Annotated in this window: 22 protein-coding genes and 1 riboswitch; of the genes, 17 read left to right on the top strand and 5 right to left on the bottom strand. The window is 62.6% G+C overall.

The genetic code is table 11. The features are described from left to right. Window positions 1-189 precede the first annotated feature (189 nt). From RIN56_11325 to RIN56_11265, 13 genes are all read left to right on the top strand, one after another. On the top strand, window positions 190-2547 hold the full coding sequence (locus RIN56_11325; GenBank protein MDR7867400.1) for a molybdopterin-dependent oxidoreductase: 2358 nt from the start codon (window positions 190-192) through the stop codon (window positions 2545-2547). After that, a complete protein-coding gene (locus tag RIN56_11320) occupies window positions 2547-3161 on the top strand; it encodes a 4Fe-4S dicluster domain-containing protein (protein ID MDR7867399.1) in 615 nt (204 codons plus the stop codon). Before RIN56_11325 ends, RIN56_11320 begins: the two co-directional genes overlap by 1 nt. 14 nt (window positions 3162-3175) lie before the next feature. Then, entirely contained in the window at window positions 3176-4384 is a 1209-nt protein-coding gene (nrfD, locus tag RIN56_11315; GenBank protein ID MDR7867398.1) for an NrfD/PsrC family molybdoenzyme membrane anchor subunit, read from the top strand. Window positions 4385-4390: 6 nt separating this feature from the next. Then, window positions 4391-5050, top strand: a complete 660-nt coding sequence (locus tag RIN56_11310) for a molecular chaperone TorD family protein (GenBank protein ID MDR7867397.1) — start codon at window positions 4391-4393, stop codon at window positions 5048-5050. Between the two features lie 172 nt (window positions 5051-5222). Then, window positions 5223-6179 (top strand): DUF1858 domain-containing protein, encoded by a 957-nt coding sequence (locus RIN56_11305; protein MDR7867396.1) that lies wholly within the window; start codon window positions 5223-5225, stop codon window positions 6177-6179. Then, on the top strand, window positions 6176-6832 hold the full coding sequence (locus tag RIN56_11300) for a hypothetical protein (protein ID MDR7867395.1): 657 nt from the start codon (window positions 6176-6178) through the stop codon (window positions 6830-6832). Before RIN56_11305 ends, RIN56_11300 begins: the two co-directional genes overlap by 4 nt. Before the next feature lie 86 nt (window positions 6833-6918). After that, a complete protein-coding gene (locus RIN56_11295; GenBank protein ID MDR7867394.1) occupies window positions 6919-7611 on the top strand; it encodes an amino acid racemase in 693 nt (230 codons plus the stop codon). A gap of 128 nt (window positions 7612-7739) precedes the next feature. Continuing rightward, a riboswitch (TPP riboswitch) is annotated at window positions 7740-7850 on the top strand. A gap of 86 nt (window positions 7851-7936) precedes the next feature. Continuing rightward, window positions 7937-8743, top strand: coding sequence for a hydroxyethylthiazole kinase (thiM, locus tag RIN56_11290; GenBank protein MDR7867393.1), 807 nt, complete (start codon window positions 7937-7939; stop codon window positions 8741-8743). A 23-nt stretch (window positions 8744-8766) separates the two neighbouring features. Next, on the top strand, window positions 8767-9267 hold the full coding sequence (gene thiW, locus RIN56_11285) for an energy coupling factor transporter S component ThiW (GenBank protein ID MDR7867392.1): 501 nt from the start codon (window positions 8767-8769) through the stop codon (window positions 9265-9267). Window positions 9268-9437: 170 nt separating this feature from the next. Beyond that, the gene (locus RIN56_11280; GenBank protein ID MDR7867391.1) at window positions 9438-10799 is read left to right on the top strand and encodes an MATE family efflux transporter; all 1362 of its coding nucleotides are present in this window, start codon (window positions 9438-9440) and stop codon (window positions 10797-10799) included. A 52-nt stretch (window positions 10800-10851) separates the two neighbouring features. After that, complete coding sequence (locus RIN56_11275) at window positions 10852-11046, top strand: hypothetical protein (protein MDR7867390.1); 195 nt, start codon at window positions 10852-10854, stop codon at window positions 11044-11046. Between the two features lie 255 nt (window positions 11047-11301). After that, complete coding sequence (locus RIN56_11270) at window positions 11302-13869, top strand: diguanylate cyclase (protein MDR7867389.1); 2568 nt, start codon at window positions 11302-11304, stop codon at window positions 13867-13869. Window positions 13870-13891: 22 nt separating this feature from the next. Beyond that, window positions 13892-14479: a hypothetical protein gene (locus tag RIN56_11265; GenBank protein ID MDR7867388.1), complete on the top strand. Its 588-nt coding sequence runs from the start codon at window positions 13892-13894 to the stop codon at window positions 14477-14479. 70 nt (window positions 14480-14549) lie between these two features. Here RIN56_11265 and RIN56_11260 read toward each other — a convergent pair whose 3' ends face one another. From RIN56_11260 to RIN56_11245, 4 genes are all read right to left on the bottom strand, one after another. After that, complete coding sequence (locus tag RIN56_11260; protein MDR7867387.1) at window positions 14550-15002, bottom strand: hypothetical protein; 453 nt, start codon at window positions 15000-15002, stop codon at window positions 14550-14552. A 507-nt stretch (window positions 15003-15509) separates the two neighbouring features. Then, window positions 15510-15944 (bottom strand): hypothetical protein, encoded by a 435-nt coding sequence (locus tag RIN56_11255; protein MDR7867386.1) that lies wholly within the window; start codon window positions 15942-15944, stop codon window positions 15510-15512. Between the two features lie 49 nt (window positions 15945-15993). Further along, on the bottom strand, window positions 15994-16539 hold the full coding sequence (locus tag RIN56_11250; protein ID MDR7867385.1) for a hypothetical protein: 546 nt from the start codon (window positions 16537-16539) through the stop codon (window positions 15994-15996). 65 nt (window positions 16540-16604) lie between these two features. Then, entirely contained in the window at window positions 16605-17507 is a 903-nt protein-coding gene (locus RIN56_11245) for a tetratricopeptide repeat protein (GenBank protein MDR7867384.1), read from the bottom strand. Between the two features lie 230 nt (window positions 17508-17737). Here RIN56_11245 and RIN56_11240 point away from each other — a divergent pair, with 230 nt between their 5' ends. Next, window positions 17738-18514 carry an epoxyqueuosine reductase gene (locus tag RIN56_11240; protein ID MDR7867383.1) on the top strand — a complete coding sequence of 259 codons (777 nt, stop codon included), beginning with the start codon at window positions 17738-17740 and terminating at the stop codon, window positions 18512-18514. A gap of 57 nt (window positions 18515-18571) precedes the next feature. Here the strand turns inward: RIN56_11240 and RIN56_11235 are convergent, their stop codons facing one another. Beyond that, on the bottom strand, window positions 18572-18796 hold the full coding sequence (locus RIN56_11235) for a hypothetical protein (protein MDR7867382.1): 225 nt from the start codon (window positions 18794-18796) through the stop codon (window positions 18572-18574). A gap of 405 nt (window positions 18797-19201) precedes the next feature. Here RIN56_11235 and RIN56_11230 point away from each other — a divergent pair, with 405 nt between their 5' ends. From RIN56_11230 to RIN56_11220, 3 genes are all read left to right on the top strand, one after another. Further along, window positions 19202-19636 carry a hypothetical protein gene (locus RIN56_11230; GenBank protein ID MDR7867381.1) on the top strand — a complete coding sequence of 145 codons (435 nt, stop codon included), beginning with the start codon at window positions 19202-19204 and terminating at the stop codon, window positions 19634-19636. Window positions 19637-19793: 157 nt separating this feature from the next. After that, entirely contained in the window at window positions 19794-22979 is a 3186-nt protein-coding gene (locus RIN56_11225) for a PAS domain S-box protein (protein MDR7867380.1), read from the top strand. After that, window positions 22976-24466: a sigma-54 dependent transcriptional regulator gene (locus tag RIN56_11220; GenBank protein MDR7867379.1), complete on the top strand. Its 1491-nt coding sequence runs from the start codon at window positions 22976-22978 to the stop codon at window positions 24464-24466. The genes RIN56_11225 and RIN56_11220 overlap by 4 nt, the downstream gene beginning before the upstream one ends. Window positions 24467-24491 lie beyond the last annotated feature (25 nt).

The raw sequence follows: 24491 nt of genomic DNA, 5'->3' as shown, positions 1-24491 counted from the left end.
CTATTAACTTTATGATTATAGTTATAGGGTCTTTTTTTGTCTAAATGGCGATTGCCTTCCCGGAATAATCTTTGTTATAAGCATCGCTTTATATATTGTTATATATCACATATAACTTTTCGCCATACATCGCATAAATTCGCGTTATATTTAAACAAAAAACGAAAAGGAAAGGAAGGGAAAGTAACAATGGGATTATCTAGGCGGACCTTCATCAAAACGGGTCTGGCCGGGGCAGCCTTGGGAGCGTGCGGGGCACTGCCGCCCGTGAGCAAGTGGCTGCGCACCTCAGACGCCGCCGACGACCCCAAGGAGAAAGTGGCCTACACCTACCATCCCCCCAACTGCGGCGGACGCTGCTCGTTCAAGTGCACCGTGAAAGACGGCAAACTGGTCAAGCTAGAGGCCAACGAATGGCCGGACAAACGCCACTCCCTCATCTGCCTGCGCGGCCTGTCGGAGCTTGAGCGGGTCTACAGCCCCGACCGCATCAAGAAACCCTTGAAACGCGTCGGCGAGCGCGGCGAAGGCAAATTCGTCGAAATTTCCTGGGACGAGGCTCTGACCACCGTCGCCAACAAGCTCAAGGAACTCAAAGACAAACACGGCGGCAAATCCATCTATCTCAAGGCCTCTTCCGGCGTTGAGCACCCGATGTTCTCGCTGGCGACGAAGCTCGGCGCCCAGTTCACCAATCACGCCGGCATCGACATCGGCATTTCCGGCGGGCTCAACCAGGTCACCGGCGCCGGCTTGTTCGGCCCCATGAACAACGAAGTCACCGACTGGGTCAACTCCAAGACCATCCTGCTTATCGGCAACAACTTCCTGGAAACCTCGATGACCGACGCCCAATTCTTCTATGACGCCAAGGAAGCCGGCTGCAAGATTATCTCCATCGACCCGTCCTATTCCACAACCACCACCCGCTGCGATCAGTGGATCAGCCTGCGTCCCGGCACCGATACCGCCCTTATTATGGCACTTATCAATCAGGTATTCGTCAATAAATGGTACAACGAGGAATATCTCCGCAAGAACAGCACCGCCCCCTTCCTCATCCGGGAAGATGACAAAAAGCTGTTCAAAATCGGCGACAAGTTCCAGGTGTGGGACAAGAATTCCGGCTCCTTCCAGCCTTACGACGCTCCCGGCATCCAGCCCGAACTCGAAGGCGATTTCGCCGCCGACGGCGTCAAACTGCAGACCGTCTTCGCCGCCCTCAAAGAACACACCAAAAACAACACGCCGGCGTGGGCCGCCAAAATCACCGAAGTGCCCGAACAGGTCATCAAAGACCTGGCCAAACAGTACGCCACCGGCGGGCCGGCCGTCGTCGCCTGGGGCTGGGGCGGTCCCGACAAATGGTACCACGCCGACAGCCTCGGCCGGGCAGCCGGCATCCTCGCCGCGCTCACCGGCAACATCGGCCGCATCGGCGGCGGCGTCGGCGCAGCCAACCATCACCTTCCCGGCTATTTCGCGCCGTTCAGGGGCTGGCCCCTTCCCAAGGACAAGGGCTTCGCCCCCGCCAAGCCCGAAATGCCGGCCACCGATTTCCCCCAGAAGCCCAACTCCGTGCGGGCGGTCATAATCCAGGGCAACACCCTCAACCAGTGGCTGGGCAACGCCCATCAGACAGCCGCCTGGCTCAAAAAGCTCGACCTCGTCGTCGTCGTCGACATCTTCCACAACGACACCGTCAACTACGCCGACATCGTCCTGCCCACCTGCACCAACTTCGAGATGGAGTACGACTCGTACAACCTCCAGGTCCGCCGCAACCACATCATGATGATGCAGAAGGTCATCGACCCGCTGTTCGAGAGCAAAACCGACTTCCGCATCGAGCTGGAGCTGGCCGCCAAGCTTGGCCTGGACCAGTATCTGCCCAAGACCCCCGAAGACCTCAACCGCGCGCGGCTTAAGGACCCGGCCCCGCCCCTCAAAGGCATAACCGTCGAGACCCTCAAAGCCAACCGTTACATCCAGCGCCTCAACGCGCCGATGGAGCCCTTCCGCAGCAACATGAACCAGGTATACGCCACCCCCACCAAAAAAATCGAGCTTTACTCGCAAATGCTGCTGCCCTTCAACGCCGGCTTCCCCTCCTACGAGGAGCCGCAGGAAGCCTCGCCGCACAACCCGCTCTTCAAAAAATACCCGCTCCAGTTCAGCCAGGCCCACACCCGCTACCGGGCCCACTCCTCCTTCGCCAACGCCCGCTGGATAACCCAGATCATCAAAGAACCGAAGGTGGAGATGAACCCGCGCGACGCCAAACCCCGCGGCCTGAATAACGGCGACCTCGTCGAGGTCTTCAACGACCGCGGCAAGTTCCAGGCCCGCTACCAGGCCACCCCGGATATGCGCCCCGGCTCCATCAGAGTGAGCGAGGGCTGGTGGTCGAAATACTTTGCGGCCGGCAACCTCCAAAACGTCACCAACAACGCCAACAACCCGCGCGGTTATCCGCTTATCCACGGGCCGGTCATCCCCTTCAACGACACCCTGGTCGAAGTCAAAAAGGCAGGGGGTGCTAAATAATGGCCAAAAAGCTAGGCATGACAATTGACCTCAAACGCTGCATGGGCTGCCACACCTGCGCGCTCGGCTGTAAAATGCAGAACAATGTGCCGATGGGCATGCTGTGGAACCGCATCCTCACCGACGGCGGCGAAGACGTCGACACCGCCCGCGGCGAATTCCCCCACCTGCACAAAAGCTGGATGCCGCTCGCCTGCCTCCACTGCGAAAACGCCCCCTGCGTCAAAGTCTGTCCGGTGGGCGCCACCTACCGGGACGAGGACGGCCGGGTGCTGATCAACTACGACCGCTGCATCGGCTGCCGCTACTGCATGGCCGCCTGTCCTTACAACGTCCGCGTCTTCAACTGGCAGAACCCCGTCCGCGAACCCGGCCATTCCTACGGCGAAGCCCCGGCCCGCCCCAAAGGCGTCATGGAAAAATGCACGCTGTGCGTCGAGCGTACCTCCAAGGGCCAGGAACCGCGCTGCGTCGAAGTCTGCCCGGCCAAGGCGCGCAAGTTCGGCGACCTTAACGACCCGAACAGCGACGTTTCCCAAGCCATCCGCGAACGCGGCGGCCAGCAGCTGCTCGCCGAAAAAGGCACAAAACCGCAAATCTACTACTTGCGCTGAAAGGGGGCGATATTGTGGAAAAAAGAGGTAATTACAACCTATACCTGGGAATAATGGGTCTCTTAACGCTGCTGGGGCTTGGCGCCTGGATCTACCAGCTCAGCAACGGGCTTATCGTCACCGGGATGCGCAACATCGTGTCCTGGGGCTTGTACATCACCTCCTTCATGTTCTTCGTCGGCCTGTCGGCGGGCGGCCTCATCGTCTCGTCCTCGGCCACCGTCTTCGACATCCCCGCTTTCAAGGCGGTGTCCAAACCGGCCGTCATCCTTTCGACGGTCTGCATCATCCTCGCCGGGCTGTTCATCGTCGTCGACCTCGGCAGCCCCGAGAGGATACTCTACCTGTTCATCTATCCCCAGTTCCAGTCGCCGCTCATCTGGGACGTCGTCGTCATCGCCCTCTACCTGATCGTGTCGCTGCTCTACCTCAGGCAGATGACCCGGCCCGTCCCCGATAACCGCAAGCTGGCCACCCTCTCGGCAGTCGCCCTGCCGGCCGCCGTGCTTGTCCACTCGGTCACGGCCTGGATCTTCGGCCTGCAGATCGCCCGCGTCAGCTGGCACAGCGCCCTCATGGCGCCGCTGTTCGTCGCCTCGGCTCTCGATTCCGGCCTGGCGCTCCTCATTATCGTCCTGGCCGTGCTGGAGCAGGTATCCGACTACAAGGTCGAACCCAAGCTCTATGCCAGCCTTGCCGGTTTGCTGGCCGCCTTCGTCGCCGTCGACGCCTTCTTCGTCTTCAGCGAAGTGCTGACAGCCGCCTACCCCGGCGAAGAAAGCGTAGCGGCCGCCCTGGGACTGCTGCTGAGCGGCCCGCTGGCGCCGTTCTTCTGGGTGCAGGTCGTCCTCGGCCTGCTCGTGCCCTTCGTCATCCTCGCCAGCGCCGCCAATCGCCAGATCAAAAGCAGGATACTGCTCGCCTCCGGCCTCGTAGTCCTCGGCGTATTCTGCAAACGCGTCTGGCTGCTGTTCTCCTCCTTCCTCCTGCCGCTCGTGCCCGGCGCGCCCGGCGTCACCCTCGGCCAGGCTCCGGCCGCCGGCGCCAAACTCGACATGTGGGCGATGGCCGGGTCATACGCCCCGACCCTCGTCGAATGGGCCATCTTCCTCGGCATCATCTCCTTCGGGGGCCTCGCCTTCATCATGGCCGCCCGTCGGCTGCTCTGGGCCGGCGAAGGCGCCGTCCGCGGCGTCCGCACCGCGCCGACGGCGGCCAAGTAGCGGACGATGGAGGCATCCTGGCAAGAAGTCGCCCTCTTTCGCGCCGGCATCTATCGCTTCCTCGGCCACTGTCTGCTCGAATCGCTCCAGGGCGACCGCCTTGCGCTCCTCCAGCCCGAATTCTGGCGCAGCTTCCCCCTCGCGCCGGCCAACGATGTCATGGGCGCCGCGCTCGACAAACTGGTCGGCGTCGCGCTCAGCCTGCAGGCGATGCCCGAAGACGCGGCCCTGGAGGCGGTGCAGACCGAGTACACCGCCCTGTTCCTCGGCGTCGGCGACCCGCTGGCCCCCCCGTGGGAATCGCTGTACCGCACTCCAGAGAAGCTCATGTTCGGCGCCCCCGCCTTTGCGGTGAGGGAAGCCATGGCCCGTTTCGGCGTCGAGGCGGCCGCGAAATACCGGCAGCCGGAAGACCACCTGGGGCTCGAGCTCATGCTGCTGGCGGCCGCCAGCGAAGCTGCCAGCCTGCGCGAGGAAACCGGCTGGCGGGAATCGGCCCGCCTCCAGGCGGAATTTATCGCCGCCCATCCCCTCGGCTGGATCGGCGACCTGGAAAGCGACGCCGCCACCTACGGAAGCGTAGGCTTCTACGCCGCCCTCCTCGGTCTGACCCGCGGCGTGCTGCTGTGGGACAGCGAACTGCTCAACGAATACATTTCCTCGTAACCAAACCGCACGCACAAGCAGCCCCGGAGCCTTCCGGGGCTGCTTCCTATTTTCGCGGCCGCGTGATGTAAATCACCGCCGGAGTGTGATATAAATCAAAGCGCCGCCGCCGCCGGCGGGTTATCATTGAACCATAGAAAGACACCGCAAGAACGCGAGGAGGAATAACGCCATGCTGCCCAAAGGAGCCAACCTGCAGAAAATCCGCAACGGCGCCAAAACTTATGCCGTCACGCCGCACCTTCCGGGAGGGTTCGTCAAACCGGAAATGCTCGAAAAATACGCCCACGTCGCCAGGGAATACGGCGGCACCCTCAAACTCACCTCCGCGCAGCGCATCATGATCACCGGCCTGAAAGCCGAAGACATCGACAACGTCTGGGCCGAACTCGGCATGCAGCCCGCCATGGGCTTCGCCAACTGCGTCCGCAGCGTCAAGATCTGCCCCGGGATCGCCTTCTGCAAGCGCGGCAAACAGGACAGCGTAAAGCTGGGCCTCGAACTCGACCGGCGCTACATCAAAAAAGAAATGCCGTCGCGCATGAAGATCGGCGTCTCCGGCTGCCCCAACTCCTGTTCGGAAGCCATCATCAAAGACATCGGCGTCATCGGCACCGACGACGGCTGGGATATCTACGTCGGCGGCAGCGCCGGCTCCCACCCCCGGCTGGCCGACAAGCTCATCGCCGGCCTCGGCTACGACGACACCCTCAGACTCATCGACATCATCGTCGCCTACTACAAAAAACACGCCGACATCGAACGCATCGGCCAGTTCATCGACCGCATCGGCTTCGCCAAATTCCAGGCCGACATCCTGGCCGCCTTCGCCGCCGGACCGGCCGCCGCCGCCCCCGTCGCTCCCGTCCCCGCACCCGCCCCGGCCGCCGCGGGCGGCGAAACCAGGCTCAAACCCGGCGACGCCATCGCCGCCGACAGCATCATCGCCGACATCATCAGAGTATACCCTGCCGCCATCCCCGTCCTCCGCGGCTTCGGCATGGGCTGCCTCGGCTGCCCCTCGGCCACCGGCGAAGCGCTCGAAAAAGCCGCCGGCATCCACGGTCTCGCAGTAAGCGAACTGATAACCGCCCTGAATAAAGTCGCCCTGAAGGAGGGACAACAATGAGCGCATTCATCGGCCCCATCCACTACTGGCTCTACCGGAAAATCAGCCTCGTCGCCCGCCGCGAGGACTTCCTCCGCGAAAGGGCGGCCGCCCTGTGCGGCTCCGCCGCCGAAGAACTCCAGGAACAGGTCCGCCAGACCTACGGCTGGCCGCAGCCCGACACCGACCTCAGCGAACTCATCGAGCACGACAACATCCACGGCTGGCTGCAGCGCCAGATCAAAATCGCCGAAACCAGGGAAGCCGCCTTCGTCAAAGAACTGCTCGACACCTGCGGCGGTGCGGCCGCCGAACTCATCGGACAAGCCTTCGCCGACCACGGCCGCCTCACCGGCGAAAGCGCCAGGGCGCAGGGCAGTTACGACCTGGCCGCCGCCTCCGGTATCTACCAGGCGCTCAGCGACCACTACCTCAACGGCATGCCCTGCGACCAGGCCGACACCGTCATCGCCGCCGCCGCCGACAGCACCACCTGGGAAACGGGCGTCTACCTCCAGCAGCCCAACTGGCAGCGGACCGGCGTCGACGAACAGGCCATGGCGTCGTTCTACCGGGCCTGGCTGGCCGGCTTCGTCGCCGGCGCCAATCCCGCGTTCGCCTTCCGGCAGGACCGGGCGGGCACAGTCACCAGGAGTCAGATATACAAGAAATAAGCCGTGAAAAGGCCCGGAAGCGTCCGGGCCTTTTCTATGCTATAATCAAAATAACAGGTACTAACCCTATACCGGAGGTGCTGGTCATGAAAAAATTCGGACTGGTCGGCGGGATCGGCCCGGCGTCCACGCTCGACTACTACAAAGGGATAATCGACGGCTACCGGGCCAGGACGGGCGGCGTCGGCTACCCCCTCGTCATTATCGACAGCCTCAACCTTGACGAAATGTATAACCTGGCGGCCACCAAAACCTGGCCCGCATTCACCGACCGCCTGGCCGCCTCCCTCGAAACCCTGGCCGCCGGCGGCGCCGAATTCGCGGCCATGGCGGCCAACACCGCCCACATCGTCTTCGACGATCTCAGCGCCCGTTCGCCGCTGCCCCTCATCAGCCTTGTCGAGGAAACGTGCAAACGCGCCCAGGCCGCGGGCTGCCGCCGCGTCGTCATCTTCGGCACCGCCTTCACGATGGCCAGCGGCCTTTATACCGGCGCCTTCGCCCGCTACGGCATCGACGCCTTCGTCCCCGCGGCCGAGGACCAGCAGGTCATCCACAACATCATCTTCCCGCATCTTCAGGAAGGCATCGTCCTGCCGGAGGAGAAAAACGCCGTGCTCGCCATCGCCAGGAGGATGCTCGCCACCGAAAACGCTGACGCCCTCGTCCTCGGCTGCACCGAACTGCCGCTCATCATCCGGGCCGGCGACCTCGACACCCTCATCCTCGACACCACCCAGATCCACATCGACGCCATCGTAGACCGCCTGCTGGCGTAAAAAAAATCCCCCATTCCGTAAAACTTACTGTAAAAAGTATGGAAAAATCGGTCGGATATGGTTATAATGAAACAGAAGGCGAAACGATACCATTGCTCGTTCCGCCGTCACCGACGAGACGCCAACTGGATATATGCTGGGGGAGCCGGAGGAGCCGGCTGAGAAATAGGCCCGATTGCCTATGACCCTTTAACCTGATCTGGGTAATGCCAGCGTAGGGATAGCTGCTCAAGTTTAGATTTCGGGGCGCATCCTTACAGGAGGCGCCTTTTCGTTTTACCCGCCTATCCGCTTATTACAAGCCCGCTTTCGGGGAGGTAGATTAATGGAGCTTCTGCACGAGATCGCCGCCACCCTTGCCGCCGTTAAGGCGAAAAACCCCCTCATCCACCATCTGACCAACTACGTCACCGCCAACGACAGCGCCAATATCACCCTCGCCTTCGGCGCTTCCCCCGTCATGGCCGGCGATCCCGGCGAAGCCACCGACATGGTCGCCAAGGCCGCCGCCCTCGTGCTCAACATCGGCACCCTCAGCGCCGCCGCCGTCGACACCATGATCGCCACCGGCATACGGGCCGGCGAACTCGGCGTCCCCGTCATCCTCGACCCGGTCGGCGCCGGCGCCACCCCGGCCCGCACCGCCGCCGCCGGCCGCATCATCCGCGCAACCCGCCCGGCGGTCGTCAGAGGCAACGCCGCCGAAATCAAAACCGTCGCCGGCCTCAGCGCCGCGATCCGCGGCGTCGACTCCGCCGCCGACGAAACCGACGGCGAAGCAGTCGCCGCCGGCCTCGCGAATAGGCTGGGCTGCGTCGTCGCCCTCACCGGCCAGACCGACATCGTCGCCGGCGGCGGCCGCCTCTGCCGCATTGCCAACGGCCACCCCTGGCTGGCGCGCGTCACCGGCACCGGCTGCATGGCCACCTCGCTCATCGGCTGCTGCCTGGGAACCGGCGCCGACCCTTATGTAAGCGCCGTCACCGGCCTCGCCGTCATGGGCGTCGCCGGCGACCTCGCCCACCGCTCCCTCCGGCCGGAGGACGGCATCGGCGCCTTCCGCGTCAGGCTCTTCGACGCCGTCTTCAACCTCACGCCCGAACTCCTGCTCCGCTACGCCAAAATCGGCTGATACCCGGGAGGAATGGAAAGATTATGGACACCAAAAAACTCACCTTCACCGCCCTGTTCGTCGCAGTCGGGGTATTCACCGCCCAACTGATCTACATCCCCGTGGGCGTCGCCAAATGCTTCCCCGTCCAGCACGCCATCAACATCCTGCTGGCCGTCCTCCTCGGCACGAGATACTCCGTCAACGCCGCCTTCGCCACCTCGCTGCTGCGCAACATCCTCGGCACAGGCTCGCTGCTCGCCTTCCCCGGCAGCATGATCGGCGCCGCCCTCGCCGGCATCCTCTACCGGCGCACCAACAGCATAATCTGGGCGGCGGTCGGCGAACTCGTCGGCACCGGCCTCATCGGCGCCCTCGTCGCCTTCCCGGTCGCCAAATACCTAATCGGCTCCAAAGCCGGTGCCCTGTTCTTCGTCGTCCCCTTCGCCGTCAGCGCCGCCGGCGGCGCGGTCATCGCCTGCCTGCTCTACTACACGCCGGTGATCGGCGTCGTCCGCGAGTGGCTCGGCGCGCGCCCCCGCTAACACTCGGCTGTTGAAAAACTTCGTCTAGCGCCACGCCCGCAAGGCTTCTGGGGGAACCCAGCAGCCTTGCTTGCTTCTTATTCCCATGAGAACCGGGGCGAAGATAAGCCAATACTAATTAGCGACGGAAGGAGGGGACAAGATGCCGCCAATCGCAGCAGCGCCAAATCATGGATGACCGCAGCAGCCTCGGCCACAAAAACATCGGCACCCTCATCTGGGATTTCTCCGTACCGGCCATCACCGGCATGCTCGTCAACGCCCTCTACAACATCGTCGACAGCATCTTCGTCGGCCACGGCGTCGGCGCCATCGGCCTGGCGGCGGTCACCATCGCCTTCCCGATAATGATCGTCCTCATGGCCTTCGGCATGCTCATCGGCGTCGGCGCGACCACCCTCGTCTCCATCCGCATCGGCCAGAAGCGGCTCACCGACGCCGAAAAAATCCTCGGCAACGCCTTCGTCCTCGGGCTGGCCATCGCCGTCGGCATGTCGGCCATCCTCCTCTTCGTCCTCGATCCCGTCCTCGCCGCCCTAGGGGCGGAGGAGGACGTGCTGCCCTACGCCCGCGACTTCACCGCCGTCATCCTCGCCGGCAGCGTCTTCATGTTCACCGGCTTCGGTCTCAACAACATCATCCGCGCCGAAGGCCACCCCCGCATCGCCATGATGACCATGGTCGTATCCGCCCTCCTCAACACCATCCTCAACCCCCTGTTCATCTTCGTCCTCGGCCTGGGCATCAAAGGCTCGGCGCTTGCCACCGTCATCGCCCAGGCCGTATCCGCCGTCTGGGTCGTCGCCCACTTCCGCAGCCGGCGGAGCCTGCTCAGGCTGCGCGGCGCCAACATGATCCCCGACCGGCGGATCGCCGCGAAAATCGTCGTCATGGGCTCATCGGCCTTCTTCATGCAAATCGCCGCCAGCGTCGTCGCCGGCCTGTTCAACAACATCCTCGTCATCCACGGCGGACAGATGGCCGTGGCCGCCATGGGCATCATCAACCGCGTCTCCATGGTCGTCCTCATGCCCATCTTCGGCATCAGCCAGGGCACCCAGCCCGTTATCGGCTACAACTACGGCGCGAAAAAATTCGGCCGGGTCAAAGAAGCGGTCATAAAAGGCAGCATCGCCGCCACCGCCGTCTCAGTCGCCGGCTTCATCCTCATCGAACTGTTCGACGCATACATCATCCGCATGTTCAGCGCCGAAGCCGACCTCATCGCCCTCGGCGCGGCCGGCCTCAAAATATTCATGGCCATGCTGCCCCTCATCGGCTTTCAGGTAATGGGGGCGGGCTTCTTCCAGGCGATCGGCAAGCCCATGCACTCCCTGCTGCTCAGCATGTCCCGCCAACTCCTCATCCTCATCCCGGCGCTCCTGATCCTGCCGCGCTTCATCGGCCTGCAGGGCGTATGGCTTGCCGGGCCGATCGCCGATTTCGGCGCCACGCTCGTCACCGCCGCTCTCGTCGTCTCCCAGATCAGGCGGCTGGCCGCAGCCGAAGAGGATATTTTGCCGCGTAGCTAGCATCATTTTTCCGCCGGCGGCTAATAATAACCCCAGATTAAAGAGGTGAACAATGCAAGAAAAGTGGAACGAGGTAAAGACCCAGACGCTCCGCCCCGAAGAAGTCGAGGCCCTGCTCGCCAGGGAATTCGGCGAAAAGGTCAACCCGGTCAACCGGGAGGAGCTCGCCAAAAAGCACCGCAGCCAACAGCTGCATAACGAAAAAGCGTCGACCGCCGCCGAACAAACGAGAAAGATCCAGCAATAGCTGGATCTTTCTCGTTCAGGCCCGCCGGGCCCCAAATATTTTCATAACATAATAATTTGACACAAATCGACACATAACCTTTTAAAATGGCAAAATTCTTTTATATACGACAAAAACCGCGGGCTCTAAGGGCCTGCGGTCCCCGCCGCGGAAAAAGAGGGCGACCGCAGCCGCCTGCGGCGGGAAAGGAAAATTACATAACCTGTCGAAGTGGAAAAACAAGGATTACTGAGGCATCATTCGGTGGGGGAGTCAATGGACAGCGAGCCTGATAATACGCTCAGCCCCGGCGCGGCGAACCGCCTACAAAGCGAATACTTCGAAGCGTTGCACCGCATGGCCGTCGGCCTTATGCGCCGCCGCGACCTCGACTCGCTGCTGGAGGAAATAACCGCGCGCGCCGCCGGACTCCTCCGCACCCCGAACGCCTTCCTCTACATCCTCACCGAAGACGGCGAAGCGATGGAAATGCGGGTCGGCGTCGGTTTCCACCGCTCGCAGCTAGGCGCGCGCCGCCGCCCCGGCGAAGGGTTCGTCGGCAAAGTCTGGCAGGAGGGCGCCTTCGCCGCCGAACAAAGGATCTGGCAGACCGGGCCCGACGGTGAGGGACCGGTGCGCGGCGGCCGGAGCGTCGCCGGGACCATCCTCGGCCTGCCCATCAGGAACGACCGGCAAATAATCGGCGTCCTGGGGTTCAACATCATGGCGGAAAGCTATCTCCCCGCAGCGGAAGAAAAGGCTTTGCTGCAGCGTCTTGCAGAGCTGTCCTCCATCGCCGTAAGCAACATGCGGCTATACACCAAGCTCCAGAACGAACTCGCCGAACGCGCCCGCGTCGAAGAACTGCTCCGCCGGCAGAACCGCCATCTCGAACTGCTCCACCTGCTGTCTGTACGCCTCATGACCCGCTTCGAAGTCAAAGAGCTGCTCGCCAACATCCTCGACGGCGCCTCGGAGCTTGTCGATACCCGGCACGGCTACGTTTATCTCGCCGCGCCCGACGCCAGCCGCCTTGAGGTTAAAGTCGCCCGCGGCTTCTACCGCGAACTCATCGGCAAGCGGCTGAAACCGGGCGAAGAAATATCGGGGCGGGTATGGCAAAACGGCCAGATCTTCGTCACCGACGACTACAGCCATGAGTCGGGCCGCAATCCCGACCCCAACCGCGATGCCGTGCGGGCCTGGATCGGCATACCGCTGACAAGCGGGCGGGAAGTCCTCGGCGTCTTCTGCCTCGCCCGCATCGACTCGGAGCGGACCTTCAGCGGCGAAGAAATCGCCCTCCTCAAACAGTTCGCCGAGCTTGCGGCCCTTGCCCTCAGCAACGCCAGGCTCTACGAGACGCTGGAAAGCGAGCTTGCGGAGCGTACCCGCGCCGAGGCGGCGCTGCGCGACAGCGAGGCTTCATACCGCACGCTGGCGGAAAACCTGCCAGGCATTGTCTATCGCGTCTTCCTCCGCGAAAACGACCGAGTCCGCTTTTTCAACACCATGCTCCAAGCCGTCACCGGCTACGCCCCGGAAGAACTGCCGGCCGGCGGGCCGTGCCCGCTGGGAGAAATAACGCTGGCAGCCGACCGGGCCAGAGTCGCGGCGGCTTGCGGAGGCGCCATCGCCGACGGCCGCCCCTTCGAGGTCGAATACGGCATCACCCACAAAAGCGGCGCAGTCCGCACCGTCGTCGAGCGGGCCAGGCCCGTGAGCGGCGCCGACGGCCGCCCCCTGTACGTCGAAGGCGTCATCATGGACATCACCGCCCAGAAAGGCGTGCAGGACAAACTGCTCTACATCAGCACCCGCGACGGACTGACCTCGCTTTACAACCGCGCCTACTTCGAAGCCGCGCTCGACCGGCACGAACAGTCGGGCGACGGGCCTGTGGGCATAATCATCTGCGACATCAACGGCCTGAAACTCATCAACGACGCCATGGGTCACCATGTCGGCGACACAATGCTCATAGCCGCGGCGAAAATAATAAAACAAGCCTTCCGCCGCGAAGACATCGTCGCTCGGATCGGCGGCGACGAATACGCCGTCCTCATGCCGGGCGCCACCAGCCGCGCGGCCCGAGCCGCCTGCCGCAGAGTACAAAGCGGCATCGCCGCCCACAACCAAACCCAGCCGGGCGTGCACCTCAGCCTGTCCGTCGGCCACGCCATCGGCCGGCGCGGCGAAAGCATCCGCGCCCTTCTCCGCGAAGCGGACAACAACATGTACCGCGAGAAGCTCAACCACTCGCACGGCGCCCGCAGCGCCATAATCCAGACCGCCATGAAACTCCTCGAAGAGAGGGAGTTTCTCACCGCAGAACACATCGCAAGGATTGACCGGCTAGTTTCCAGACTGGCCCGCGGCCTGGGGCTGCCCGAGTTCGCCGTAACCGGGCTGCAACTGCTGGCCAAATTCCACGACATCGGCAAAGTCGGCATCCCCGACAACATCCTCCGCAAGGCCGGGCCCCTCACCGCCGAAGAACAGGCGGAAATGCGGCGCCACTGCGAAATCGGCTACCGTATCGCCCAGTCGTCGGGCGAACTCCTGCCCATCGCCGAGTGGATCCTCAAACACCACGAATGGTGGAACGGCGATGGTTACCCCGTAGGCCTCAGCGGCGAGGCGATACCCCGCGAATGCCGCATAATGGCCGTCGTCGAAGCCTACGACGCCATGACCAGCGACCGCCCCTACCGCACAGCCATGACCCACGAAGCGGCCGTGGCGGAAATCAAACGCTGCGCCGGCACCCAGTTCGACCCCGCGATCGTCCGCAAATTCCTCAGGCAGCTTGGCAACCGCGGGTCGGCCGACCGGCCGCACTAAAAAACAACCTGGCGGTGATAACGTGAAAAAAACCCTTGCCCTCGCCCTCACCCTTGCGTTCGCGCTCCTGACGCTGCCGGATTCGCCTGCCTGCGCCGCCGCCGAGGCGCGCCGGATAGCCATCCTGCCCGTCGCCGCCACCGTGGAAAACCGCGAACTCCCCGCGGTGGAGGCCAAAGTCGCCGCTACGCTGGCCGCGTGGTTCCGTACGCCGCTGCCGTCATTCGTAAAAGTATACGAAATCATCCCCGCCGCCGAAATCAAGGCCGCCTCGCCGCCGGACGGCATCCTCGACCCGCGGAAGCCCGACCTGCCCCGACTGCGGCAGCTGGCGCTCAAACTCGACGCCGACCTTATCCTTGGAGTGATCGTCACCGACCTCGGCGAATATACCGTCAACAACCCCTGGAGCGGCCTACAGCTTAAAACCGACCTCGCCATGCGCCTCGTCGGCTACCGGGCGGACCGCGGCAGCTTCATCGACATCAAAGACCGGGAAGACTACTTCGACGACTGGTCGGCCCGCGGGGAGGCCGCAAACCTCGCCGGGGCGCTCACCGAGCGGCTGCTCACGAAAGCCGCCGGCGGGCGGGAATTCTGGCCGCGTTAATTCGCTCTGCCAACAAAAAAGGTCTGCAGCGTTTGCTGCAGACCTTTTTGTTCGGCAGGGGAGAGGGGGCTTACTGCATCTCGATCGAAGGGCTGGTGTATTCGGGGGGATAGACGGCGAAGGCGACTTCCTTGCCGACATTGCGGACCTGCAGGCTGGCCTTGCCAATAATTATCTTTTTGGCATCAACCACCTGCACCTCGACATCAATATACGCATTCTTCTCGGTCGTTATTTCCAGCTGGCCGCGGTCTTTCTTCGCCACGACAACGGTCCCCGTCTCCGAAGACAGGCCGTTCGTGGTACTCCAGACAATCTGGACGGCGGCAGGCAGCCTCGACTTGCCGTCCCTGCCGATATAAGGATACGACCAGAAGAGATTCGGGTCGACGATGTCAACCTTCATCAGCATCTTGGTCGGCTTGTCCAGGCTTTGGGCAGCGGCGGAGCATACCGGAGCCGCAAGCAGCATGACTACGAACAGTGCGAGCACAAGGGTGGAGACCGTTCTCCGGTTAATCATACAGTGGGTACCCCCTCAAAGAACTTTACCACTATTGTACCATATTTTCGGCCGGAGAAGAGTTTCAACAAGCTGGCGGCTAAAAAAAATAGGCTCCGATTGGCAGCGGAGCCGACGCGGAAATAAAGACAAGGCGGGGTGTAGTTAAGCGGAGGGGGGATGCGCGATGTGCGGAACAGTGCTGCCTCCGGCCTGGACAGGCCCGGTAACGCACCGGTAAATATAAACGAACGGCGAACAGGCGAAGACCATTAGAAAGACCACCGGTACCAGCAAACAGCAGATAAACGCAAACGGCAGCCCGAGGAGCATGATCAAAGATTTGGGGAGCATGTACATGACCTCCCATAAGTGAAAGTTATAACATTCACACACTTAAATTATAACGCTCCCCCCCGTAAAAGTCCATATACTGGATCAAAAAAAAGTGAAAATTTTCTCAAACCGCCAAAAACATAACAAAAAAGCCAAGGCGGACGCCTTGGCTTTCAGTTCTTGTTCCGGCTGTCAGAACCCCGGAGTATAGACGGCCTGATCGGACCGCACCGCCTTGACGAGTATACTGTCGCCGATCTCCTTGAGATCGACCGAGGTCGTCCACACGACATCGTCGGCGGTCCAGGTTTTCAGGCGGACCTTCAAATTCGGTATGCCGTGGGGGATAGTGAATCTGTGCGGTTTATTCTCCTTGGAGGTAAAAACATGGGTGGCGAATTCCCGGTTGCCGGTAGTGAGGATGGTCACCTCGGCTTTCGTAATGCGGTGAAGGGTGATGGTGTCGCCGCTCGCCGGCTCCGGTGCGATATGATAACTATTCCACAGAGAGTCGTCCACGGAGACCTTCACGACCGCAGGGTCGAAAGGGGCCGCCGCCGCCGGCGCCGATACCGCCAGCAGCACTCCCAGCAGCATCAGACCGATCGCCAGTCTCATCTTATTCACGCCCATCGCTCCCCTCATTTACGTCGGTAGAGCTGCCGCTCCGCAATGCTTAACGGCCCCCGTTGGCGTAAAACGCCCGCTGGGCTACCACCAGTTTCTCGCAGATTTCCTTGATCCTCGCCTCGACATCGTAGGGCACCCACCGGTCGGTGGGGTGGACGATGCGGCCGAGAACCTTGCCGTTCTTATCGTAATCGGCCTGCTCCAGCAGCGCCACTTCCTTGGTGGCCGGCCTCACCCGCAGCAACTGGAGAGAGAAAGCCAGCCTGTCGTAGCCGGCGATGTTCCGCTCCTGCATCTTCAGAGACTCTACCACTTCCTTGGCGCCGTTCTTTTCATATTCGACCTTGACCCAGGCCTGGAGATAACCCTTGTCCTTATACACCTGCTCAGGGTTCTTGATAAAATCGAAATTCGCGTCGGCCGGCACATGCTGGAGAGTTTTGAAATCCAGGAAGTATGTGCTGAAAGTATCCTTCGTGGCGTTGCTCAGGGGGAAGTACCTGTCCTCTTCCTCAGCGGCGGCAAGCGCCGGCAGCGTCAGCGCGACGAGGAGGAGAAGGAGAACGGAGAAGATTCTGGCAGGTTTGAACATTGCAAATGCACCTCGTTATTCTTTGGCTTATTTTGTATTCTTAAAATAACATTCGGCCCGGACAGTCAATTTCCTTCCTTGGCCGGCGTTATCTGCCGGCTTTCCGCGGCCATACCGGCGAGGATGATGCTTTTCTGGCGGATAATCCTGGCGATGAAAAGATCCAGGAACTCAAGCACCCGCTTCTTGTCGCCCATAAAATTCAGGCAGGCGCCGATGCTTGCGAACGACCTGCGCACCTCCTCGTAATTGCCGAGGCTTTCGAAAATGACGCGGGCTTCCTCGAAAGAAGCGCAAGCCTCGTCATAGCGGCCGGTCAGCTGGTAACACGTCCCGCGGTCATAGAGAATACGGGCCAACTCATGCGGCATGTCCTGCTGTTCCAGGACGCGCCTGGCCCGCTCATAAGCGTCGAGCGCGTCGGAGTACCGTCCGAGGCTCTGCTGGCAGCGGCCGGCCAGAGCGATCGTCTTCCCGGCCTCCGCGGCGTTGCCCGCCGCCTCGAAAAGCCTGAGGGCGCTCTCGTACAGCACCAGCGCCGCCGCGAACGAACTCCTCACCATGTGCAGATGGGCCTCCTGCAGCAGCGCCGCCGTGTCCAGCCCGGCGATCCGCTTGCGGAAAAACACCTCGTCGCCGCGGTCGTCGAGATTCTTCGCCACCGACTTCAGCTCCCGCACCGTGCTCTTCACATCGCCGTCCGGGCCGGGGCGGAGGACGTCGCGGAGGATATCCGGCCACGAATGGCCGTCGTCCTCGCCGTAAGCCGCCTCCAGCCGCTTAAGGTTAATCACGTCTTCGTTGTTCTGAATGAGAAACTTCACCTTGGCGAAATCGTCCAACAGCAGGAAGTGGAAAACGCCCGCCTCGATAACGTCGGACAAGGGAACCTTAAGATTCTTAAGAGCCTTCACCGCCGTCGCGTTAACCCGGGCGCTGATCGTCGCCTTCTCGTTCGTTGTCGCCATAATCGCTCTCCCACCTTTGCGTCATCACCAATATTTTACTATCATTACGGCCGGCTTTCAACAGAACAAAATACAAATCCGGGTCGATCGGCGCCACATTCGCGGGAAAAGTAATAATCAACCGGGCATTTGTAAGACGGCGGCGACGGACGTTTTTTCGAACCAGGCCCGTCGGCAGGCAGGATTCGGGCCTGGCAGCCGCAAACTATTCCCATAACACAGCAAAGGAGATGATCGAAGTGCGGATAGACGAATTGGCGGCAGCGGCGGCGAACCTCGTCGGCGAAAACCCGCTCAACCGCGTGCCCTCGCTGGGCGGCCTGCAAATCTTCGACCCGCCGCTGCTAGGCGTCGCGGCGGCTGACGACCCGCTGTTCGCCCGCCTCAAAGACCCCGGAGCGGTTGGCCCTAATCACCTGTCGCCCCGTGAATGGCTGCCGGCGGCGGGCGCCGTCGTATCCTACTTCCTGCCGTTCACTAAAGCGGTGCGCCACGCCAACCGGCAGCCCGGCCTGCCTGCCACCGAATGGCTATATGGCAGGATCGAGGGCGATATGGTCAACGACGCCCTGCGCCGTTTCCTCGCCGACCTCCTGGCGGCGGACGGCCACCAGACCCTCGTGCCCGCGTTCGACCCGCGCTACGCCGTCGTGGAGCGGCGCAGCAACTGGTCGGAGCGGCACGTCGCCCACATCGCCGGCCTGGGAACCTTCAGCCTCAACTGCTCGCTCATCACCGCCCGCGGCGCCGCCGGCCGCCTCGGCAGCCTCGTCACCGGCCTCGCGCTCGCACCCACGCCCCGTCCCTACACCGGCACCCACGAATACTGTACCAACTGCGGCGCCTGCATCCGCCGCTGCCCGCCCGCAGCCATCGACGAGCGCGGCAAACGCCACCAACCCTGCTCCGACTACCTCGACGCCATGAAGGCGCGCTTCCAGCCCCGCTATGGCTGCGGAAAATGCCAGACCGGCGTACCTTGCGAAGACCGCATCCCAGGCCGCTAACAACAAAAAAACCCGCTTGGCGGGTTTTTTTGTTTGGGAACCTGCTTATAACAGGGGCTACTCGGAGCGGGGCTTCACCGGCGTATTCGCCGTAGCGTCACTCGCGGCATTGCCGTAATCCTCCGGGTCGCCCGCCGTCTGCCTGGCGCTCGGCCGATCGCCGCCCGCCCGCAGCTCGTCCTGGACCTGTCCGCCCGTACGGGGCGAAGCATAATTGACCGCCGGCGCTTCCGACGAATGGACGCCAAACTCGGGCTGCATATCGGCACCGCGGTTCTTCACCGGGCATCACCTCCGAAAATAGCATGCCCAAAATAATAAAACTTAGGGGGAGGCTTGCGCCTCCCCCCGTTAAGCACCATCCTTACAGTATAACCGATACTGACAGACTGGAAACCCCCATTATACTCGATTGGTACCTTGGATTGGCTGACAACTGATACACGAATCGGCGAGTTGCATCTTGCAGGGAAACGAAAAACACTACCCTTTGGACCGGTTGCTACTTGCTAGGCTCGGAAAGACTGACTTTCGACGCGCTTGCAAATTACGAACCCTGAGTCTCTGTAAGGATGGTGCTTGAGTTAAGTATAACATACCTTCCGTCCAAATACAACGGGACGGCGTACTTTTTCCCGCCGGAAGCTCATATCATTATTAGGAAATAAAACTGGGAGGAGTATGGAAATGAACAGCCTGGAAAGATTATTCGGCCGTTTCTTCGCCGATTGGCTGCCGGGGCTGCCCGCCGGCGTCAGGGATTGGGCGGCGAAAATTCTCCCGTGGGTGGTCATCGTCCTCGGCGTACTCGGACTTCTCGCCTGGCTGAGCGTCATCGGCCTGTTCGGCGCCGCCACCCTCAAAACAGCGGGCTTCAGCCGCGCCTTCCCCTCCTTCGCCGCCGCCGTCTTCCACATCCTCGTCCCCATCCTCCAGGCGCTGGCCATCGCCGGCGGCTGCTTCATGCTCAAGCGGCGCCGCCTGGGCTGGGTGCTCGCTTTCTACGCCCTGCTGCTCGGCATACTCATGAACCTCGTCTGGTTCAACCCCGCCGGACTCATCTGGGACTTCGTCTTCGCCTACCTGCTCTTCCAGCTCAAGCCCTACTACCGGGAAGGATAGACCGGACTGCGCTGCGACACTCGACAGACGCTGCAGAAGGAACTCACCGAGTTCCTTCTGTTATTATTTTCACCCCTACATAGTAAAAAATGGAAGGTAATGCTGCGAAAATCGTCGAAATACGGTTAATATTCTAAAGAACACGGTGGGGCAGAGCGTGGTTTGGTACTATCCTCTCTTCGCGACATTAATACTGCTAGCCTGCTGGCGGCGGGAAAACGCCAGACACGAACTCCTGCGCAGGGCGGCTGATTACCCGGGCAGCGCTGAGCACAGTCCCGCACGGCTCCCGGCGATAATCGCCGTCGCGGCCGTCGCCGGCATACTCGCCGCCGGCTGGCTGTACGCCGCTTACCGGGAAATCGCCCTTGGCGCCGCCCTGCTGTTCGTCCTCATCCTCGACTGTTTCTACGGGCGGGTATTCAGCCGCACCATCGACGCCATCCTCGGGCAGGGGCCGACCGTCCGGCTGCAGGAAAGCGAACAGCGGTTCCGCAACCTCGCCGACCATGCCCCCGTGCTCCTCATCGTCACCGGCAGCGACGGCGACCCCGTATTCTTCAACCAGACCTGGTCCGGATTTACCGGCCGGCCGCTCGCCGCCCTCAGCGGCCAGGGCTGGCTCGAACTCGTCCATCCCGAAGATCGCCCGGCCTTCGACGCCCGGCAAAAGGCGGCCTACGCGCGCCATGTCGCCTTCCGGCACGAATTCAGGCTGCGCCACGCCGGCGGCGGCTACCGCTGGATAATGGCCGTATTCACGCCCCGCTGGCAGCGAGAAGGCTTCGCCGGCTACATCGGCTCCTGCGCCGACGTCACCGCCCACCGTCAGCTCGAACAAGCCCTCCGCCACCAGGTCGATTACGAAAAACTGCTGGCCGCCATCTCCGCCAGATTCGTCGGCGTCAGCCCGCCCGGCCTCGACACCGCCGTCGGCTCGGCGCTCGAAGAGATCGGCCGCTTCACAGGCGCCGACCGCGCCTATATATACTTCAACTCCGAAGACGGCAGCGAGGCCCGCCTCGCATACAGCTGGAACAGCGACGGCGTGCGGCCCCATGGCGACGGGAAACCGGTCATAGCCATCGCCGCCCAATCCTGGCTTTTTCGGGAAATACGGGAAAAGGGCCGGCTGCACATCACCCGCCTCAACGCCGTGCCTGCAGGACAAGAGCGGGAAATGCTGGCGGCGGCGGGAATAAAATCGCTCGTTGCCGTGCCGCTCGTCAGCGGGGACAACATCCTCGGCATCCTTGGCCTCCACTCCCTCAGGAAAGAGAAGGCCTGGCGCGAAGAAGACATCCTGCTCCCCAAACTCGTCGGCGAAGTCATCCTCGGCGCCATCCTCCGCTGCCAGGCCCAAACGGCCCAGGCAGCCAGCGAAGCCGAAAACAAGGCCATCCTCGCCTCCGTTCCCGACATCCTCTACCATGTCGGCGCCGACGGCCTCATCCTCGACACCAAGCCGTCAGGCCGCCAGCCCGGCCTGCCCGCGCCCGCATCGGTCGGCTGCAGCATTGCCCGCTTTCTGCCCGCCCACCTCGTCAAACCGGCCATGGATGCCATCGGACAAGTCATCGCCGGCGACCCGGTGCGGATATTCGAATACTACCGCAAAACAGGCGCCGCCACGACCTACTACGAAGCCCGCGTCACCAAAGCCGGCGAACGCGACGTTCTCCTCATCGTCCGCGACATCACCGAGCGCCGGCGCTCGGAAGCCTGCGACCTGCTCCTCCTCGACATCGCCGTAAAAGTGCTCGAAGAGCAGCCGCTCGAAGACATCCTCACCCTCGCCTGCGAACAGATAATGGCCATCTTCGGCGTCAGCCTGCTGTGGGTCGGGCGCAAGGACCCCGACGGTTCTGTCCGGATGTCCGCCGCCGGCGAAGAAGCCTTGGAATGTATCAGGCACGGGGACGTGCGCTGGGACGACTGCCCCGCAGGCCACGGTCCCACCGGCGCCGCCATCCGCACCGGCAAATTCCAGCTCGCCGGCGTCGACGACCCCTGCATGCTCCCCTGGCGGGACCGGCTGGCGCAGCGCGGCGCCCTCTCCGGCGCCGCCTTCCCCCTCAGAGTCAGCGGCCTCATCCTCGGAGCGCTGACCATCTACACCGCCGACCGGGAATTCTGGACAAAGCGGACCATCGTCCACCTCACCAACTTCGCCGAGCAAATCGCCCTCGCCATCCACGCCACCACCAGCCGCCAACGGCTCAAACTGCTCACCACCGGGCTCGAATCCGCGGTCAACGCCGTCATCATAACCGACCGGACCGGCGCCATCCAGTGGGTCAACCCGGCCTTCCTCAGCCTCACCGGGCTGGCCGCCGCCGGCGTTCTCGGCAAAAACGTCCGCAGCATCTTCGCCGTCGCCGACGCCAAGACCTTCTACCTCAACCTCTGGCAGCACATCCTCGCCGGGCGGGCCTGGCAGGGAGAGATAACCAGCCGCCACCGGGGCGGCAGCTTCTACACCGCCGAAATGTCGGTCACACCGGTGCGCGACGAGAACGGCGAACTCGCCAACTTCCTCACCATCCTCCACGACGTCACCCGGCGCCGCCAGGCCGAGCAGGAAATGCTCGCAGCCAGGGAGGCGGTCGCCAGAGCAGAGCGCCTAAGCTCGCTCGGTATAATGGCGGCCGGCATTGCCCACGAAATCAACCAACCACTCAACTCGCTCAAAGTCACCGCCGACGGCATGCTCTACTGGCACAACCAGGGCAAAACCCCCGCTCTCGCCAAAATCATGGAAAACATCGGCAAAATATCCAAGCAGGCCGACCGCATCGACAACATCATCAAACACATGCGCTTCTTCGTCCGCAGCAGCCAGCGCGGCGACCCCGAATCCTGCGACATCAACACCGCCGTCGAAGAAGCGCTGTCCCTGATCGGCTCCCAGCTGGCCGCCCACGCCATCGACATAAGAAAGCGGCTCGCCGCCGACCTGCCCCCCGTAACCGTCAACAACACCCAACTCGAAGAAGTCATCATCAACCTCCTCGTCAACGCCATGCAATCCCTCGACACCGTCGACAAGCCGGATAAAACCATCGCCATCGTCTCCGGCTGGCAGAAAGGCGAGGTATTCCTGGAAATCAGCGACAACGGGCCGGGGATCAGCAGCAAAATCAAAGGAAAAGTCTTCGAACCGTTCTTCACCACCAAACCCGCCGGCGAAGGCATGGGGCTCGGTCTCTCGATTGTTCACTCCATCGTCGCCGCCAGTGGCGGGCGGATAACCATCAAAAGCGCGCGCCAAAACCGGGGAGCCGCCCTCCGCATTACCTTCCCGGCCGAAGAAGGGCAGGGGAAAGGGGAAGAACAGGCATGAACATCCTCCTCGTCGAAGACGACCGCGACAGCCGGGCCGGAGTGGCCGACTTCCTGCGCGAGCTCGGCCACCAGATCACCGAATGCGGCGACGGCGACCAAGCCCTCGCCCTGTTCGCCGCCGGCGACTTCCCCATGGTGCTGTCCGACATCAAAATGCCGCGCATGTCGGGAATCGAACTCCTCAAACGCATCAAAGCCTCTGGCGGCGAAAAAGCGTGCGACATCGTCCTCTTCACCGGCCACGGCGACATGGTCACCGCCATCGAAGCCCTGCGGGCCGGCGCCTACGACTACCTCCTCAAACCCATCAGCGTCGCCGAGCTTGCCGCCATCACCGAGCGCATCGCCGAACACCAGTCCCTCCTCCGCGAAAACCGGGCGCTCACCCGCCGCTTCAGCGACGAAGTGCGGGCCGCCACCGCAGAGGCGCAACGGGAACTCACGCGGCTGAAAAAACTCGCCAGCCAGGCGGCCGGCCTCGACAACATCGCCTTCTTCGCCCCCGCAATGCAGCGTATCGCCGCCCAAGCCGCCAGATACCACCAGGATCGGTCGATGCCGGTGCTCATCGAAGGCGAAACAGGCACCGGCAAAGAAATCATCGCCCGCATCATCCACTACGGCGACTGCAAAGACCCCGCCCCGCTCGTCGACATCAACTGCGCCGCCCTCACCGGCAGCCTCTTCGAAAGCGAACTGTTCGGCTACGAGCCCGGCGCCTTCACCGGCGGTCTCACCCGGGGCCAAAAAGGCAAACTCGACCTCGCCCGAGGCGGCACCGTCCTCCTCGACGAAGTCGGCGAAATCCCCCTCGACCTGCAGGGCAAGCTGCTCAGAGTCATCCAGGAAAAAGAATTCTACCGCGTGGGCGGCCTTAAAAAAGTGCCCGCCGACGTGCGCATAATCTGCGCCACCAACGCCGACCTCGGACAGCGGGTCGAGCGGGGAACCTTCCGCAAAGACCTCTTCTACCGTCTCAAAGTCGGTCACATCGCCATCCCGCCCCTCAGGCAGCGCCGCGAAGAGATACTGCCCCTCGCCGAACTCTTCCTCCACCAATTCGCCGTCCTCAAAGGACGCCGCTTCAAAAAAATCGACCCGGCCGCCGCCGAACTGCTGCTCGCCTACGACTGGCCGGGCAATGTCCGCGAACTGCGCAACACCATGGAATGGGTGGCCTTCATGCACGACGACGCCGTCGTCAAACCCGCCCACCTCGGCGGCCTCGCCACCGGCCTCCCTCCCCTGAGCCTAAGCCGCGAAGCCGCCGCGACGGGCCCGGCGCTCAACCCCGCCGAATTCGTCCTGCCGGCCGCCGGCTTCAGCCTCGAAGACTACGTCGACCGCATCGTCCGGCAGGCCATGACCCTCTGCCGCGGCAACAAGACCGCCGCCGCCCGCTACCTCGGCATATCGCGCCGCTCCCTGTACTGCCGCCTGACAAAAAAGAAAACCACAAACGCCCCGCGCAGCGATGCCGAATAATAACAACCGCCCCCGACGAAAACTA

Source organism: Sporomusaceae bacterium, from assembly GCA_031460455.1.
GTDB lineage: Bacteria > Bacillota > Negativicutes > Sporomusales > UBA7701 > Anaeroselena.
This window is presented reverse-complemented; position numbering and strand designations above follow the sequence as displayed.